The organism is Candidatus Microthrix subdominans (assembly GCA_016719385.1).
In the GTDB taxonomy this organism is placed as follows: domain Bacteria; phylum Actinomycetota; class Acidimicrobiia; order Acidimicrobiales; family Microtrichaceae; genus Microthrix; species Microthrix subdominans.
In genome coordinates this window covers 180,650-198,064 of the sequence record JADJZA010000009.1, presented here as the reverse complement: position 1 = coordinate 198,064, position 17,415 = coordinate 180,650, and the positions used below count along the sequence as shown (strand labels likewise).

Annotated in this window: 10 protein-coding genes and 1 pseudogene; 3 read left to right on the top strand and 8 right to left on the bottom strand. The window is 71.2% G+C overall.

The window, feature by feature from the left end; genetic code table 11:
* The first annotated feature begins 128 nt into the window (after window positions 1-128).
* Both gltB and IPN02_17355 read left to right on the top strand, forming a co-directional pair.
* A pseudogene (gene gltB / locus IPN02_17360) lies at window positions 129-4,837 on the top strand (glutamate synthase large subunit).
* A 10-nt stretch (window positions 4,838-4,847) separates the two neighbouring features.
* On the top strand, window positions 4,848-6,308 hold the full coding sequence (locus IPN02_17355) for a glutamate synthase subunit beta (GenBank protein MBK9298555.1): 1,461 nt from the start codon (window positions 4,848-4,850) through the stop codon (window positions 6,306-6,308).
* A gap of 5 nt (window positions 6,309-6,313) precedes the next feature.
* On the opposite strand, the gene IPN02_17350 is transcribed toward IPN02_17355, so the two are convergent.
* Complete coding sequence (locus IPN02_17350; protein ID MBK9298554.1) at window positions 6,314-7,240, bottom strand: TIGR03084 family protein; 927 nt, start codon at window positions 7,238-7,240, stop codon at window positions 6,314-6,316.
* On the opposite strand from IPN02_17350, the gene IPN02_17345 reads away from it, so the two are divergent.
* Window positions 7,215-8,213, top strand: coding sequence for a glycosyltransferase family 2 protein (locus tag IPN02_17345; GenBank protein MBK9298553.1), 999 nt, complete (start codon window positions 7,215-7,217; stop codon window positions 8,211-8,213). The two genes, IPN02_17350 and IPN02_17345, sit on opposite strands and share 26 nt — an antisense overlap.
* A 47-nt stretch (window positions 8,214-8,260) precedes the next feature.
* Here IPN02_17345 and IPN02_17340 read toward each other — a convergent pair whose 3' ends face one another.
* From IPN02_17340 to IPN02_17310, 7 genes are all read right to left on the bottom strand, one after another.
* Window positions 8,261-9,472, bottom strand: a complete 1,212-nt coding sequence (locus IPN02_17340; GenBank protein ID MBK9298552.1) for a glycosyltransferase family 4 protein — start codon at window positions 9,470-9,472, stop codon at window positions 8,261-8,263.
* Between the two features lie 2 nt (window positions 9,473-9,474).
* Complete coding sequence (locus IPN02_17335; GenBank protein ID MBK9298551.1) at window positions 9,475-13,971, bottom strand: DUF3367 domain-containing protein; 4,497 nt, start codon at window positions 13,969-13,971, stop codon at window positions 9,475-9,477.
* A 67-nt stretch (window positions 13,972-14,038) separates the two neighbouring features.
* Complete coding sequence (locus IPN02_17330) at window positions 14,039-14,431, bottom strand: DUF2304 family protein (protein ID MBK9298550.1); 393 nt, start codon at window positions 14,429-14,431, stop codon at window positions 14,039-14,041.
* Between the two features lie 69 nt (window positions 14,432-14,500).
* Complete coding sequence (locus tag IPN02_17325) at window positions 14,501-15,247, bottom strand: glycosyltransferase family 2 protein (GenBank protein ID MBK9298549.1); 747 nt, start codon at window positions 15,245-15,247, stop codon at window positions 14,501-14,503.
* 57 nt (window positions 15,248-15,304) lie between these two features.
* Window positions 15,305-15,595 carry a hypothetical protein gene (locus tag IPN02_17320; GenBank protein MBK9298548.1) on the bottom strand — a complete coding sequence of 97 codons (291 nt, stop codon included), beginning with the start codon at window positions 15,593-15,595 and terminating at the stop codon, window positions 15,305-15,307.
* A 137-nt stretch (window positions 15,596-15,732) separates the two neighbouring features.
* Window positions 15,733-16,692 (bottom strand): DNA-3-methyladenine glycosylase 2 family protein, encoded by a 960-nt coding sequence (locus IPN02_17315; protein ID MBK9298547.1) that lies wholly within the window; start codon window positions 16,690-16,692, stop codon window positions 15,733-15,735.
* Window positions 16,685-17,389 (bottom strand): hypothetical protein, encoded by a 705-nt coding sequence (locus IPN02_17310; GenBank protein ID MBK9298546.1) that lies wholly within the window; start codon window positions 17,387-17,389, stop codon window positions 16,685-16,687. Before IPN02_17310 ends, IPN02_17315 begins: the two co-directional genes overlap by 8 nt.
* Window positions 17,390-17,415 lie beyond the last annotated feature (26 nt).

Below are 17,415 nucleotides of genomic sequence, written 5' to 3'. Positions count from 1 at the left end.
AGCGAACCCGGGCCTGCGGGCACCCTCAACGTCAACCCCAACCCGGTGGAGGACCGCCGCGCGGGCTAATATGGGTGAGCCGGGCCAGCGTTGTCTCGAGCCGCCCACCTCCTTTTGGAAGGCTCTCGATGGAACGACGCTTGATCAACCCAACCCCTGCGCCACGGCGCCCGACCGACCCGCACCCGACCGACCCGGCCCCGAACGTCAGGGCGGCGGCCGAGCACGGGCTGTATGCCCCCGCCTACGAACACGACGCCTGTGGCGTCAGCTTCGTGGTCGACCTGCACGGCCGCCGCTCCCACCGGCTGGTGCAGCAGGCATTGACCTCACTGTGCAACCTGGAACACCGGGGTGCCACCGGCGCCGAGGAGAACTCGGGCGACGGCGCCGGCATCCTCGTCGGCGTCCCCGACCGCTTTCTGCGGTCGGTCATCGGCGCCGAGCTTCCCCCGGCCGGGCACTACGCAGCCGGGATCGGCTTCCTGCCTCGCGACGACGGTGACGCCAGGGCGGTCAGCGACGCCATCGAGGACCTGGTCCTCGACGAGGGCCTGTGCACCATCGCCTGGCGCGACGTGCCGGTCGACCCCTCGATGCTGGGCAGCTGGGCGCTGGATGCCATGCCGCGCTTCGTCATGTTGATCGTGGCCGACCCCGAGGACCGTCCCGGCGGACGCCGCAGCGGCATCGACCTGGACCGGGCCGCCTATCCGCTGCGCAAGCGGATCGAACACGAACTGCCAGGCAACGTCGGGACCGAGGCCTACTTCGCCAGCCTGTCCTCGCGCACGATCGTCTACAAGGGCATGTTGACCACCCCGCAGCTGGGGGCGTTCTTCGCCGACCTCACCGACGAGCGCTTCGAGTCGTCGCTGGCGCTGGTGCACAGCCGCTTCTCGACCAACACGTTTCCGTCCTGGCCCCTGGCCCACCCGTACCGCTACATCGCCCACAACGGCGAGATCAACACGGTGCAGGGCAACCAGAACTGGATGCGGGCCCGGGAGGCGATGCTGTCGACCGACCTGATCGAGGGCGACCTCGACCGGCTGTTTCCCATCTGCACACCCGGCGCCTCCGATACCGCCCGCTTCGACGAGGCCCTCGAGCTGCTGCACCTGGGCGGCTACAGCCTGCCCCACGCCGTGCTGATGATGATCCCCGAGGCGTGGGAGAACCACACATCGATGGACCCTGCGCTGCGGGCGTTCTACGAGTACCACAGCTGCCTGATGGAGCCCTGGGACGGGCCGGCGTCGATCACCTTCACCGACGGCACGATCGTCGGCGCGGTGCTCGACCGCAACGGCCTGCGCCCCAGCCGCTACTGGGTGACCGACGACGGCCTGGTGGTGATGGCCTCCGAGGTGGGCACCCTGGAGATCCCCACCGAGCGGATCGTGCGCAAGGGCCGCCTGCAACCCGGTCGCATGTTTCTGATCGACACCGACGCCGGCCGCATCATCGAGGACTCGGAGATCAAGGCCCAGCTGGCCGCCGCCCACCCCTACCAGCGCTGGCTGGACGACGGGCTGATCGACCTGGAGGCCCTGCCGGCCAAGCCGCACTTCACCGAGCCGGCCCTCGACACGCTGCGCGCCCAGCAGGTGTTTGGCTACACCCTCGAGGAGATCCGCATCCTGTTGACCCCGATGGCCCGCGACGGCAAGGAGGCCCTCGGCTCGATGGGCACCGACACGCCGATCGCCGTGCTGTCCGATCGGCCACGACTGCTCTTCGACTACTTCACCCAGCTGTTCGCTCAGGTGACCAACCCGCCGCTCGACGCCATCCGCGAGGAGCTGGTGACCAGCCTGGGCAAGGTGTTTGGGCCCGAGGGCAACGTCTTGGACCTCGACCCGGCCGACGCCGAGCTGATCGAGCTGCCCTACCCGGTGCTGCACAACGACCAGCTGCGCCAGCTGCGCGACCTGGACGACACCCGGCCGCACGGCTTCCAGAGCCGGGTGCTGTACACCCACTTCGGCGTCACCGAGGGCGGCGCCGGCCTGGCCGCCGACCTGGAGCGCCTGCGGAGCGAGGTGTCCGCCGCCATCGAGGAGGGGGTGAACGTCGTCATCCTGTCCGACCGGTTCTCCACCGAGGACCGGGCCCCGATCCCCATGCTGTTGGCCACCTCGGCGGTGCACCACCACCTGGTGCGCACCAAGGCCCGCACCCGGGTGGGCCTGATCGTCGAGAGCGGCGAGTGCCGCGAGGTGCATCACTTCGCCACGCTGATCGGGTACGGCGCGGCGGCGGTCAACCCCTACACCGCCTTTGACACGATCGAGAACCTGGTCGCCGAGGGGCGCCTGGGCGACGTCAGCTTCGAACAGGCGGTCGCCAACTACGTGCGGGCCGCGGGCCAGGGCATCCTCAAGGTGATGTCGAAGATGGGCATCTCGACGGTGGCGTCCTACACCGGCGCCCAGATCTTCGAGGCGATCGGCCTCGGCCACGAGCTGGTCGACGAGTACTTCACCGGCACGGTCAGCCGGCTGGGCGGCATCGGCCTGGACGAGATCGCCGAAACGGTGCGGCGCCGCCACGCCCTCGCCTGGCCCGACCGGCCCGAGGAGCTGGCCCACCGCCCCCTGGAGGCGGGCGGCGAGTACCAGTGGCGCCGGGAGGGCGAGTACCACCTGTTCAACCCGAAGACCGTGTTCAAGCTGCAACACGCCACCCGGTCGAAGAGCTACGCCATCTTCAAGGAGTACACGACGCTGGTCGACGACCAGGCCGAGCAGCTGGCCACCCTGCGGGGCCTGTTCACCTTCGACACCGCCGCCCGCCCGTCGGTGCCGCTCGACGAGGTGGAACCCGTCTCGGCGATCGTCAAGCGGTTCTCCACCGGGGCGATGAGCTACGGCTCGATCTCGGCGGAGGCCCACCAGACCCTGGCGATCGCCATGAACCGCCTCGGGGCCAAGTCCAACACCGGCGAGGGCGGCGAGGACGCCGACCGCTACCTGCCCGACGCCAACGGCGACCTGCGCCGCTCGGCGATCAAGCAGGTGGCCTCCGGCCGATTCGGGGTGACGTCGCACTACCTGACCAACGCCGACGACCTGCAGATCAAGATGGCCCAGGGGGCCAAGCCGGGCGAGGGCGGCCAGCTGCCCGGCCACAAGGTGTACCCGTGGATCGCCGGCACCCGGCACTCCACGCCCGGCGTCGGGCTGATCAGCCCGCCGCCGCACCACGACATCTACTCGATCGAGGACCTGGCCCAGCTGATCCACGACCTGAAGAACGCCAACCCGGAGGCCCGCATCCACGTCAAGCTGGTCGCCGAGGTGGGGGTGGGCACCGTGGCGGCCGGGGTGGCCAAGGCCAAGGCCGACGTGGTGCTGATCTCCGGCCACGACGGTGGCACCGGCGCCAGCCCGCTGACGTCGCTGAAGCACGCCGGCGCGCCGTGGGAGCTGGGCCTGGCCGAGACCCAGCAGACCCTGCTGGTCAACGGCCTGCGCGACCGCATCGTCGTGCAGGTGGACGGGCAGCTGAAGACCGGTCGCGACGTGGTGATCGGCGCGCTGCTCGGCGCCGAGGAGTTCGGCTTCGCCACCGCGCCGCTGGTCGTCTCCGGCTGCGTGATGATGCGGGTGTGTCACCTCGACACCTGCCCGGTGGGCATCGCCACCCAAAACCCCGAGCTGCGGTCCCGCTTCGCCGGCCAGGCCGACCACGTCGTCAACTTCATGGAGTTCATCGCCGAGGAGGTGCGCGAGCTGCTCGCCGAGCTGGGGTTCCGCACGCTCGAGGAGGCGGTCGGCCACGCCGAACTGCTCGACACGAGGGCGGCGATCAACCACTGGAAGGCAGCCGGGCTGGACCTGTCGCCGATCCTGTACACCCCGGAGCCGAGCATGGGCACCGCCCTTCACCACACGACCGCACAGGATCACGGCCTGCAACGGGCGCTCGACCACACCCTGATCGCCCTCAGCGAGGGTGCGATCGCCGATGGCACCCCGGTGCGGTTGGAGCTGCCGATCCGCAACGTCAACCGCACGGTGGGCACCATGTTGGGCCACGAGGTGACCAAGGCCTGGGGGGCCGAGGGCCTGCCCGACGACACGATCACCATCGACTTCACCGGGTCGGCGGGCAACAGCTTCGGCGCCTTCCTGCCCAGGGGGATCACGCTCGGCCTCTTCGGCGACGCCAACGACTACGTCGGCAAGGGCCTCTCTGGCGGTCGCCTCGTCCTGGCGCCCCCGCTGAGCACCCATCCGAGCTTCGTGGCCGCCGACAACATCATCGCCGGCAACGTGATGGCCTACGGCGCCACCGGCGGCGAGATGTTCGTGCGCGGCCAGGTGGGGGAGCGGTGCTGCGTGCGCAACTCCGGCGCCCTGGTCGTCACCGAGGGTGTGGGCGACCACGGATGCGAGTACATGACCGGCGGCCGAGCGGTCGTGCTCGGGCCGACCGGACGAAACTTCGGCGCCGGCATGTCGGGCGGCATCGCCTATGTGTGGGACCCCGACGGGGCACTCGTTGCCAACGTCAACCCGGGCATGGTCGAGCTGCAATCGCTCGGCGGCGCTCCCCGACGGACCCTGAGAGCAACGGTGATCACCACGGCTCCCAGGATTCGAGCGCCGAGGCCGAATTCCTGCGTGAGGTCATCGCCAGACACGTCGAGGTGACCGGCTCCGACGTGGGTGCCGAGCTGCTCGCCCGCTGGGAGAGCGCAGTTGGCGAGTTCACCAAGGTGATGCCCACCGATTACCAGCGAGTCCTCGAGGTGACCGCCAAGGCCGAGGCCGAGGGTCTGGACGCCGACGCCACGATGGACGCGGTCATGGCCGCCGCCCGAGCTTAAGGAGCCAACTATGGGTAACCCACGAGGATTTCTCGAGCTCGGCCGGGAGTTGCCGGCACGACGGGCCGTGCCGGTGCGGATCAAGGACTGGCACGAGGTGTATGAGGACTTTCCCGCCGAGGACCTCGAAGCGCAGGCCAGCCGCTGCATGGACTGCGGCATCCCGTTCTGCAACCAGGGATGCCCGCTGGGCAACCTGATCCCGGACTGGAACGACCTGATCTACCGCCACCAGTGGCACCAGGCGATCGAGGCGCTGCACGCCACCAACAACTTCCCGGAGTTCACCGGGCGGCTGTGCCCGGCGCCGTGCGAGGCGGCCTGCGTGTTGGGCATCAACGCCGACCCGGTGACGATCAAGCGCGTCGAGCAGGAGATCGTGGACCGGGCCTGGCAGGAGGGCTGGGTGCGCCCGATCCCACCCGCCCGCCTGACCGGCAAGCGGGTGGCGGTGGTCGGCTCGGGCCCGGCCGGCCTGGCGGCGGCCCAGCAGCTCACCCGGGCCGGTCACACCGTCACCGTCTACGAGCGGGCCGACCGCTTGGGCGGGCTGCTGCGCTACGGCATCCCCGAGTTCAAGATGGAGAAGCGGGTGCTCGACCGCCGCCTGGCCCAGATGCGCGCCGAGGGCACCCGGTTTGTCACCGACACCGAGGTGGGCATCGACCTGGATGCGCACGAACTGCGTCGCGCCTCCGACGCGGTCGTGCTCGCCGGCGGCGCCACCGCCCGGCGCGACCTGCCGATCCCTGGGCGTGAGGCCACCGGCGTCTACCAGGCGATGGAGTACCTGCCGGGCTCCAACCGGGTGCAGGAGGGCGACCGGGTCGACGCCCCGATCTCGGCCGCCGGCAAGCGGGTCGTGATCATCGGCGGGGGCGACACCGGGGCCGACTGCCTCGGCACCGCCCACCGCCAGGGGGCCGCGTCGGTCGAGCAGTTCGAGATCATGGAGCAGCCGCCCACGCACCGGACCGACGCCCACCCCTGGCCCACCTGGCCCTTCACCTACAGCACCACCTCGGCCCACGAGGAAGGCGGCGAACGGACCTACGCCGTCTCGACCAAGCACTTCGTCGCCGACGAGGACAACGTCCTGACCGGCCTGCACTTCGTCGAGGTGCGCCCCCGCCTGGTCGACGGGAGGATGAGCTTCGACGAAGTGCCGGGATCGGAAACCGAGTTGCCGGTCGACCTGGTGTTTCTGGCGATGGGTTTCACCGGGCCGGAGGACTCTCCGCTGCTCGAGCAGTTTGGGGTCGAGCGCGACGCCCGCTCCAACGTGGCCCGAGACGACCACTACCGCACCTCGGCCGACGACGTCTGGGTGTGCGGCGACATGGGCCGCGGCCAAAGCCTGATCGTTTGGGCGATCGCCGAAGGCCGATCGTGCGCCGCATCGGTCGATGCCGCCCTGATGGGCTCGACCGACCTGCCCACCCCGGTGGCGCCCGGCGACCGACCGTTGTAGCTGTCCTACTCCAGCTTGATCCCGGCGGGCACGGGTGGGTCTGTCGGTGGGCCGGCGAACGCCTGGGCCTGGGTCATCCAGCTCAGCGCGTCGTCGCCGACCACATCGAGTTCGGTGTCGTCCAGGTGGCGGCGCTGGGTGACGACCAGACAGAAATCCTCGGCGCCGCCGCTGACCCGCTCGGCGGCGTCGGCGGGCCCGAAGTCCCATCTCGATCCATCGGGGGCGACCAGCTCGACCCGCACGTCGCTGACCGGCGGCACCTCGCCGCGGTTGGTGAACGTCCAGCCCCGGGTGAGGAAGCCCAGCCGGGCGATGTGGGCCAACCTGGCGGTGGGCTGCCGGGTGGCGCCGACCGCATCGCAGATGTCCTGGCCGTGGGCCCACACCTCCATCAGGCGGGCGGTGAGAAACGAGCGGCCGCTCATCGGCGGGCCAAACCAGTTCACCCGGGCACCCTCCTCCAGCGAATCCGCGGCACGCTCGAGCCGGCGGCGGCCCTCGCGCCAGGCCTCGAGCAAGTCGGCGGGGCTCATCGCCCGAAACTCGCCCAGCGTGTGGGCGTCGACGCCCTCGTCACCGTCGACGGCGGAGCCGAGCAGCGCCTCGAACAGCGCCCCGAACGCGTCGGGATCCTCGATCGCCAGGACTGCGGCCCGGTCGAAAAACGTCAGATGGGCGATCTGGTCGGCCACGCTCCAGCGTTCGCTGGGGGTGGGCAGCGACCAGGCGGCGTCGTCGAGGCCGGCGACGACCTCGTCGAGCGCCGACTGCTCGTCGCTCAGGTCGCGGTTCAACTGCGCTGTGTCCACGGGTGTGTGCCTCCAGGCTGTGTCCGGCCGATCGATGCCTCGGGGCCGCCGGTTCGTTTGGCGGGACGGTACCAGCCCGGGGGAGGCTGCTGCGGTGGCACGCTTCACCGGGATCCTCATCCATCGCAACGCATCGGTTGCGCTCCTCGACGTGCTCGACGCCTGGCTGGCTCAGACCGAGCTGGAACGCCTGATCGTCGTCGACAACGGCTCGACCGCCGAACACCTGGAGGCACTGCGCGCCGGGCTGGAGCGCGCCGGGTTGGAGCGCGCCGGGCTGGAGAGCGCCGGGTTGGAGCGCCCCGGGCTGGAGAGCGCCGGTTTGGAGCGCGGCCGCCCGCCGGGTGACAACGGCCCCCTCATCGAGCTGCTCGAGGCCGGGGAGAACCTGGGGTTTGGGCCCGGCGCCAACTTTGGCCTGCGCCACTGGTTGGCCAGCTGCAACACGGACGAGGACACCGAGTGGGTGGCGCTCGCCCCCCACGACGCCGCACCGGCGGTGGATTGCCTGGAGCGGATGGGGGCGGCACTCGATGCCCGGCCCGGCGCTGCGCTGGCCTGCGCCGACGTCGGCGACGGATCCATCCCGGTGTTCGACCCCTACTTCGGCGGCATGGTGACGGTGCCGGGCCCGGCGGCGACGCCGGCCGACCCCGACGGGTGGGAGGACGTCGACTACCCGCACGGCACGCTGATGGTCGCCCGCCGGGCGGCGCTCGAGGAGATCGGGCTGTTCGACGAGCGCTACTTCGCCTACTGCGAGGAGGCCGACCTGGGCGCCCGCGCCCGGCAGCTGGGCTGGGGCGTCGGCCTGGTGCGCGGCGCCCGGGTGACCAACACCCACCTCGGCTCCAGCGTGGCCCTGGTCGACTACCTCCAGCACCGCAACACGCTGCTGTTGGTGCGCACCCACTCCGGGCTGTACCACGCCTTCATCCGACTGTGCATCTCGCTGTACCAGCTGGCCGGGGGCGTGTTGCGCCCCGCCCGTCGCCCGCTGGTGTTCGACGCCCGTGCCCGGTGGGAGGGCATCGTCGACTTTGTGCGGGGCCGGTACGGGCCTCCACCCGAGCGCTACCTCACGCCCCGTTAGGCCTCGGGCCGCCGCACCACCCACACGGCGAGACAGCCGCCTGGTCCCTACGGCCCGCTTGTACCGAGGGGTCGGGCGTTGGCCACCGACCCGGTCGCCAGCACCTCGAAGTTGGCGACGGCGGTGTGCTCCCAGGTGAGCTCGGCGGCCCGCAGAAGCGCGCCGGCCTGCAGCCGGGTGCGCAGGGCGGCGTCGCCCAGCAGGCGGGCCAGGCCGTCGGCCAGCCCCTGCTCGCCGTCGACGAGCAGGCCGCTGTGGTCGGCCCGGATGGCGTCGGCGTGCCCGGCGATGTCGGTGGCGACCGCCGGCGTGCCGCAGGCGGCCGCCTCGGTCATCGTCATGCCCCACCCCTCGCGCTCGGACGCCGAGGCCACGCACCAGGCCGAGCGGTAGAGGTCGATCAGCTCGTCATCGCTGACGTGTCCGGCCATGTGCACCCAGGACTGTCCGCCGACCGCCTCGATCGTGGCGACGACGTCCGGGCGCATGTAGCCCTCGCCGACGATCACCAGCCGCAGGTCCCCCACCCGCTCGCGAGCCCGGGCGGCGGCCCGGACAAGCATCGAGAACCGCTTGACCGGCGCCAGGCGGGCCACCGCAACGACCAGCGGCGTCTCCGAGCGGGTGCCGCCGGGGGTATAGCGGGCATCGATGCCCGGCTCGACCACGCCCACACGGTCCTGCGAGAAGCCCAGGTCACGGGTCAACTCCTCCTCGGAGGAGGCCGACAACGTCACCACCGGCACCCGCCGGTAGAGCGGTGGAGCCACACGTTCCTCGAGCAGGCGCCCCACCTTGCCCAGCCGGTCGCCCAGCGCCATGTTCCACATCGGGCCGTGCACGTGGTGCAGCCACACCGCATGCGGGCCGCGCCACCAGAGCGGAGAAACAAACGGCATGCCGTTCCAGATCTCGACCAGGGCGTCGCTGGGCCCGTGACGCCCGGTGATCTCGGCGGCCGCAGCCCGGGGGAACACCCCGTAACGTGAGCCCCGCCGGATCACCCGGTAGCCATCGCGGAAGCCCTCGGCGCTGCGGCCCTTCGACGCCGACGAGCGCATCGTCACCTCGAGGCCCGCCTCCGCCCACAGGGCGGCCACGGTCGAGGCGTGCACCTCGGAGCCGCCCGCCTCGTCGTCGTCCAGGTCGCGCCAGCCCAACATGTGAACCCGGCGGATCCCGGAGGCGTCGGCCAACTCGGCCAGGCGCGCCCGTCCCGCCGTGCTGAGCGAGCCGGCGTGCACCGATGGTCCGGTCATCGTCAGGTCTTCTCCCGGTCGAAATCGTCGTCCACCGTCCGTCGCCAGCCGCCGACGAGCCCCTCGACCACCACGTCGACGGCGAGCAGCGCCAGCGACACGAGCACCAGCCCATGGGCGGCGGAGAACAGGTTGGGCCACTCGAAGCCCAGCTCGTAGCCGTTGCGGATCTGCTTGGCGATGACGAACAGGCCGCCCAGGCCGTAGCCGCCGATCCCCACCACCCGCAGCGCCGGCCAGGCGGACGGGTAGCGCAACACCAACGCGGTGAACGCACCGGCGATCAGCCCGACGGGCAGCCCGAAAGCGAGCACGCCGACGACGGCGGCGCCGAGGCCGAGCAGGCCGGCCCGGACCCACGACCGGGGCGCCCCGAAGCGGTCGAGCGGGCTGAGCGGCACCACGTGGGACACCCGGGCCGAAGGACGGTTGACCCGTCCACCCAGCCACTTCGGGTCGAAGAACGCCATCCCCAGCGTGACCAGCAGGCCGATCAGCGAGAGGGCGAGTGCGATCCACACCGTCCGCTGCGGGGTCCATTCGATGACGATCTTGGCGTCGGGGCCCACTTCGCCGGGGTTGACCAGCCACCCGTTGGCGAAGCCGTTGATCAGCGTGGGCGGCCCCAGGTCGGTGCCGTCGGCGGTCGTCGCATGCCACCCGGGGTTGAACGACTGGCCCATCACCAACCAGTAGGGCTCGTCGGCGTCGGCGACCGACACCTCGTAGGTCAAACGCGACGTGCGCCCGGTCTCGGTGCGAGGCGCCGACTGGCCGGGCGCAGTGTTCGGGTCGACGCCCAGCCGTGGCGCCGCGGCGCCGCCCTTCAGATCGGTGCTGCCCAGTGGCTCGGCCGGGGTGGCCACCGCGTCGCCCCCGGCGGCCGAGGTGAGCCACAGCTCGTCGAGGTCGACACCCACGCTCAGGCCGGCGCCGCTGCGCAGCAGCGAGGCCTCGGGGCCGAGCTCGATCGTCGGACGCTCGTCGTCGGCGGTGCCCGAACCGGCGGGCGCCTCCGGGTCGCAGGTGCGTACCCCTGCCGGTTGGCGGTCGAGCAGTTCGTCGGCCGTCGCTTCGAGCCGGATGCCGATCGCCTGGCCGTCGAGCGACAACAGGTCGTCGCGGCAGACGCCGCCGAGATCGTCGAGTGGGGCGCCCATCGTCGGTCCGCCCCAACCCACCTCGGCGATGCCGATCGGCAGGTCCGCCTCGGAGTGGCTGAACCACTCCAGCGTGGTGCGAGGGTGGATCTCGTCGACGACCAGGCGAAGGTTGGTACCGCGCACCGCCTCGGGCACCTCGAGGCGGACGGTCGTCGTGTCGCCACGCGTATCGCCCGGCTTGGCCTCCGGCACCTCGATCGACGCCGAGGCCACACCGTCGCCCTCGAGATGGATGGATTTCGGTGTTGAGTGGCGTCCGTCGTTGAGGTAGCTGAACTCCAGCTCGTCGACGCTGATCGCCTTCGGATACTCGAAGTTCACCCAGGTGCCGCCCTGCGGGTTGGCCGGGCTCTGCCAGGCGGTGCTCAGGTCGCCATCGTTCGCCGATGCCGCACGCGCCCGCAGGCTGGCCAAACGTGCAGCGGAGCTGGCGGTGACGCCTCCCTCGTCGGCGCCGGGCACGCCGAGGATGGCGTCGATGCTCTCGTCGGGCTGGCCGAGGGACAGCCGGGCCAGCCCTCCGAGGGCAAAGCTGCGCTCAGCGGGCACCGACAGGGTGCGCACGATCGATGGCTCCTCGTCGTCGAGCACGCCCTCCTCGGGGTTGGCCGCCGCACGGCGCAACACGATCGCCAGCGGGTTGGACAGGCTGTCGCCGCCCAACGTGTCGAGCAGGTCGGTCGGCGGGCGCACCACCTGCTCGAGGGTGGTATCGGCCACCATCAGCTCGGCGATGCCCACCTCGGACACCTTGCCGTAGTCGGCCAGCTCACCCACGTTGGTGTCGAGGATCTCGACCCGCATCCGGGAGAACGTCCGCTCCGGGAAGTCGACCACCTGCCCCTCCGGGCTCAGCGATTCCTCCCCAAGGTCGACCTCGATCGGATCGGCGAAGACTCCGTCGCCGGAATCGAAGCTGAACTCGACCTGGGTCATGTGCCTGTTGCCCCTGCGCTGGCTCTGTACCAAGGTCACGGTGTCAGTAGTGACCGGCGAGTCCCAGGTGAGCTCGAGCGCATCCTGTTTGAGCTCGCCGAAGGCCCCGGTGCGCCATGCGGTGTTCAGCGAACCGTCCACGGCGAAGAACGGTTGGTCCCCGGGCGTGTAGCTGACCCCGTTGCCGTAGGTGGTCGCGTCCACGGTGGCACCGCCGCGGGTCTCCACGACGGTCTGGGTGTCGGTGTCGGTTTCGCCGTTTGAATCGCGGTCGGCCTCGGGGAACACGTCGAGGCGGTTGTCGCTGACGTCGGTGATGATCGGCTCCCGGTCGGCGCGCTCGGTGTAGCCGCGGTTCTCCCGGACCGAGCCCCAGCGCAGGCCCTGCTTGCGGTTGGAGTCGGTGACGATCAGCTCGGCCCCCGGCTCGGTGGCCAGCGCCCGCAGCGCGTCCGGATCGTCGGCGAAGCTGGCCGAGTACAGCACCGGCCGGTCCGGGTCGATCATCCCGGCGCCGGCCGCCGTGACCAGCCCGTGGGCGTCGCCGTCCAACAGGGTGGGGGCAGCGGCCGATTCGGTGCGCACCATCGGGCGGGGATCCTCGACCGGAACGATGCCGACCGACGGCGGGTCGGGCAACGCCGGGTCGGTCCCCAACTCGATCCCGTCCAACAGCGGCACGACCGGGTCGGGGCGATCGGACACGTCGGGGCCGAAGCCCACCGGATCGCCCAGACCGGGGGCCGACGTCACCTGATCCCAGAACGTCCGGGGACGGGGGGAGCGGTACCGACCGAAGCGCAGGTCGTTGCGGGCGACCAGGTCGCCGACCGACATCAGCTGCAGCATCGGGCCCAACGCCGCCGGGTTGGCCGTGCCCTCCTGGTAGGGCAGGTCGAGGGCCATCATCAGCTGGGCCGAGGCGAACGAGCCGTAGGGGATCAACTCGCGAGCGGCGTAGTCGCGGTCGATCAGGCCAGGGGTGACCGGGTCGACCGTGTTGCCCCAGGTGTAGCTGGCAAAGTCGATACCCGGCATCTCGAGCACGCGGGTGTCCCGGTCGCCGGCGTCCAGAGCCGCGGCCACCTCGTTCCAGTACTCGGGGATGTTTTCCGAGCGCTGCAGGTTGTCGTCGACCATCCGTCCGAGGAACAGCGGCGCCTGGTTGATGCCGATCAGCGCCACGATCACCAGGCTCAGCGGCACCCGCAGCCGGGGGCGCAGCGTGGCCACCGCCGAGATGCCGGCGGCGAGCAACACCGCCCCGCCGAGGGCGAGCAGGGGGAGGGCCCGCGGGGTGGACCGGAACGCCAGGCCGGCATCGGTCGTCGTCGCCGCCTTGAACAGCGCACCGGCGGGCGTGGGGGAGTCGAAGGGGTGGGAGGCGATGGCGGTCAGCGCACCGACGACGACCATCAGCACGAAGTACGCCCGGTAACGGAACCGGGTGAGGAACCCCGAGACCACGACCAGGGCGGGCAGCAGGAAGCTGACCACCAGCACCAGCGGGTTCTGCACCATCGTCACCGCGCCGGAGATCCACGGACCCAGCGAGTCGCTGCCGTAGAAGAACCAGTACCCGAGCCCCCGCATGATCTCCGGGGCCGACGACGCCCCTGCGACCACCTTGTAGGTCTCGGTGTAGTCGAGGATCGGAATGCCGTACTTGCCCTGCAGCATCAGGCCGGCCATCCACCACAGCGAGGTGATCAGCGTGAGCACGCCGATGCGGGCCACGACCGCCAACGCCCGGCCCCAGGTGATCTCCCGTTCGGCGAGCAGCGCGTACAGCACCCACATGCCCGGGCCGATCATCACCAACAGCAACGAGGTGGCGTTGATGCCGCCGACGGTCATCGTGATCAGCGCGAAGGCGGCCGGATCCCGCCAGCCGCCGTGGCGCAGTGCCCGAGCGGTGAAGGCGATCAGCCACGGCAGCCCGGCGAAGGGCAACAAGATGATCGAGATGCGGGCCCCGTAGTGCAGCAGGTAGGGGCTGAGGGCATAGGCGAGCGCGGCGACGGTGACGCCGGGCAACTCCCAGCGCAGGGTGCGCAACATGAAGCGCACGCCCATGCCCGCCGCGAAGATGATCGTGCCCAACCAGATCCGTTGGGCGATCCAGTCCGGGACGCCGATCATGTCGAAGAACCAATAGAACGGCCCGGCGGGCCACAGGTACCCGATGTTCTGGTGGGTGACCGTGCCCAGCCCAACGCCGGTCTCCCACAACCAGGGGGCGTCGGCGAGCAGCTTGCCCGGGTTGAGGTACAGGTAGCTCTTCGTGTCGGCGCCGACCTGGCCGCGATGGGTCAACAGCAGCGGCACATAGGAGACGAGGGCCAGCGCAGCGACAGGCCAGGGCCTCCACTGCTCCAACCTGCCGAGGAGCCGTCTCATGACCCGGGCGATGATAGTGGGCGGCGCCGGATGATCTGCGCGGGCAACCGCTCACGTGCCGTGAGGCCTAGTCCTCCGGTGCAGGTGGGGATGGCGGGTCGGCGGCGGGCCGCTGATCCTGCACCCGGTAGGTGCGGGCGTCGAGCAGCGCCACCGCCTCGGCCAACGACCGGATGCGGGCCTCGAGCCGGCTGAGCTCGCGCACCGCCACCAGGGACATGCCGGAGGAGTAGGCGAGCACCAGCAGCGTCACCAACGCCAAGGGGGTTTCCAAGTGGAGGCGCCTGGCGGCCTGCTCGGCCAACGCCGGAGCGGCCGCCAGGGCCCCGACCAGCAGCCCGAGGGCCATCGTCGGAAAGGCGTACTTGATCCGCAGGCGCCCGAGGCGGACGAACCACAGGACCGTGCCCACCGACACGACCGCCCAGATCAGCGCCAGCCAGCGCCACATGTCGTTCATCTCGCCCCACCGATCCTGACGCCCGTTCGTCTCACGGCGTCAGCCCGTGTATCGCACCGCTCGTCGGTCTCATGAGGCGCGCCGGCGGCGCAGCAACATCAACGCCGTCCACATGCGGAGGTAGTGGAACCCCAGCCGGTGGCCCCGGTGCGAGGGAACCCCCGAGACCCGGGTGCGGCCGGTGATCGGCACCTCGGCCACGCTGAAGCCGAGCAGGTGGGCGGTGATGAGCGACTCGACCGATTCCAGGTAGTCGAGCGGGTAGTCGGCCGCGAACGACGCCACCAACGGTGCGGAGAAACCCCGAAACCCGCTGGAGGGATCGCTGTGGTGGGCGCCGGTATGCAGGCGCACCCCCAGACGCAGCCAGCGCATCGCCAGCGCCCGGTAGGCCGAAGGCCGGTAGTTGGGCGCCCGGATGTCGTCGTCGTGGCCGAACCGGGTGCCGATCACCAGGTCGGCGCCCTCGGCCAGCCCGGCGAGGATCCGTTCGATCTCCTCGGGGTCGTGTTGGCCGTCGGCATCGAGCTGCACAGCGCCGTCGTAGCCGGCGTCGTGGGCATGGCGAAACCCGGTCCGCAGCGCCGCCCCGATGCCCAGGTGCACCGGCATCGGGGCCACCGCCACGCCGGCGCGCCTGGCGATCGCAGCGGTGGCGTCGATCGAGCCGTCATCGACGACGAGCACGTCGAGGGTCGCCGAGGAGTCGCTCAGCGAAGCCACCCGCTGCAGGAGGGCGTCGATCGACTCCTCCTCGTTGAAGGCGGGAACGATGACCAGGATCCTCGGACGCCGTGCGGCCAGCTGCCCCTCCACGGAGCGCAGCCTACCGTCGCCGCGACACCCGCCGATCGAGGACGTGTGGCCGGGGTGCTAGGCCGACACCAGGCTGACGTTGCGCCGGGTGGCGACCGACGGCCCGGAGGCGTGCCGGCCACCGTCGGGCACCGCACCATCGGCGCCGGCGGCGCACTCGGGCGACACCCGGATGACCAGCAGCTCGTCGGTGCGAAAGCTGGCCACCCGCTCGGACCAGCAGTCGATCGCCTTGCGGGCATTGTTGGAGCGAAAGAACGTCGTCATCGTGCGTTCCGGCTGGTAGGCGTCGACGCCGTCGACCTCGTGGGTGGATCCGTCTCGCAAATGAACCTCGTAAGTGGCCATGTGTCGACCGTACGCCGGTCACCCTGTGCGGAGGAAGAGGACAAGGCTGTGTCTTTCGGGATATTTCTGTGGAGATGACGGTGCAGACGACCGCCCCGCTGTGGAGATCCTGTGGGCTACTCCACCGCGGCGAAGGGCTACATCCGGGCGATCGGGAGGGGTCGATAGCGGTGATGGCGGCGGGGGGCGCGGATGCCCGCCAGCTTGATCAGCTGTTGTACCCGGGCCCGTTGCCCGGCGTAGGGCGCCAACAGCTCGAGCATGCGCTGGTCGTCGGCCCGCTGCTCCCCGGCCAGGGCCCAGGCCACGGTCGAGGGGAGGTGAAGGTCGCCGAGCAGCACCGCATCGGGATCGCCCATCGCCACGCGGGTGGCGATCGAGACGGTCCAGGGGCCCAGGCCGGTAATGGTGCACAGCCTGCGGCGAACCTCGGCGGCCGGGTGTCGTGTGACGAGCTGATCGAGCGACGACGCCCGTCGGGCCAGGCCGATCATCAGGTCGCCACGGGAGCGCTCGACGCCGAAGCCGTGTAGCTCGTGGGCGGTCAGGGTGGCGATCACACTCGGCTTCGGGGGCACGACCAGGCGGTCGGGGTCGGGGATCAGCCGGTCGAGGTGCGGGTGTGAGGGTGCCGCCTCGCCGTAGGCCCAGCACATCCGGGTCCAGGCGCCGTGGGCCTCGCCGGCGGTCACCCGTTGGCCGAGCACGGCGGGGAGGAGGGCACCGGTCAGATCGCCGGTGGCGCCCATGCGATACCCGGCGCTGCGGCGGGCCAGACGCGCCAGTGCCGGCGGTCGAGCATCGACCAGTGGCCGGTGATCGTCGTCCAGCCCCACCAGCGTCGGGACCAGGGCGATCGCCTCCGCAGCGCCGGGCCCGGCGGCGACGGCGATGAGGGCCCCGTCGGCGACGCGCAGGGCGAGGGTGGCCACCCCCGACGGCCAGCGGCCGGCCCAGCGGGCCCGATCGGGCCACAGCCGGCGGGTGGGTGTCGAGCCGCCCCGCAGCCGCCCGAGCGTGGCGCGCAGGTCGAGTGGCCGGGCGAGCGCCCAGGTGCCACGCTCGGCGGCGGTGGCGTTGGCGGAGGGGTCAGACACCGGTCTTGAGGTAGATCCCGACCGCAATGCCCGACGCCGTGAGCAGCCCCATGACCAGCCAGGTGGAGCGGGGGATCGAGCCGTCGGCGGGTACCCCCGGAACCTTCTCCCGGATGTAGTGCAGCGCCCGGTCGGCCCAGGCGACGTCCTTGGACAGGATGGCCAGCCCTGCGGCGATGGCCAGAGCCCCGGGCCCGGGGGCCATCAACATGATGATGCCGGCGAGAATCACCAGCGTGCCCAGGCTGATGCGGCCGAGGCGGATGAGCACGTTGCGACTCGCCGCCTCCTCGCTGTCCTCGCGGCGCCCGGTGGCGTACTCGGCGGCGATCGCCGCCGCCCTCAGTCGGCCACGCTGCTTGGGCTCCATCAGCACGTCGGAGGAGCGCCGAAAACGCGGGCGCTTGGGTCGGCGAAACATGGCGACGCTCGGGTTGGACGCCCCGGGGCGAAAGCGACGGGCCCGCGTCGAACCTGGCGTCGTGTCGTCGTTGGCGGAGCCCGCCGACCCCTCGCCGGACCGCCCGGCATCGTCGGACTGCTCGGCTTCGTCGGCCAATCCGGATTCGGGGGCCAACTCGGGTTCGTCGGTGACCTCGGGTTCGCAGGACCCCCCGGCGTCATCGGCCAATCCAGGCTCGGCCGGCGCCTCGGGCGTCCCGTCCTGCCCGTAGCCCTCTCTCGCGGCGCCCCTCATCCGACCAATCGTACCGCCGCCTCGGT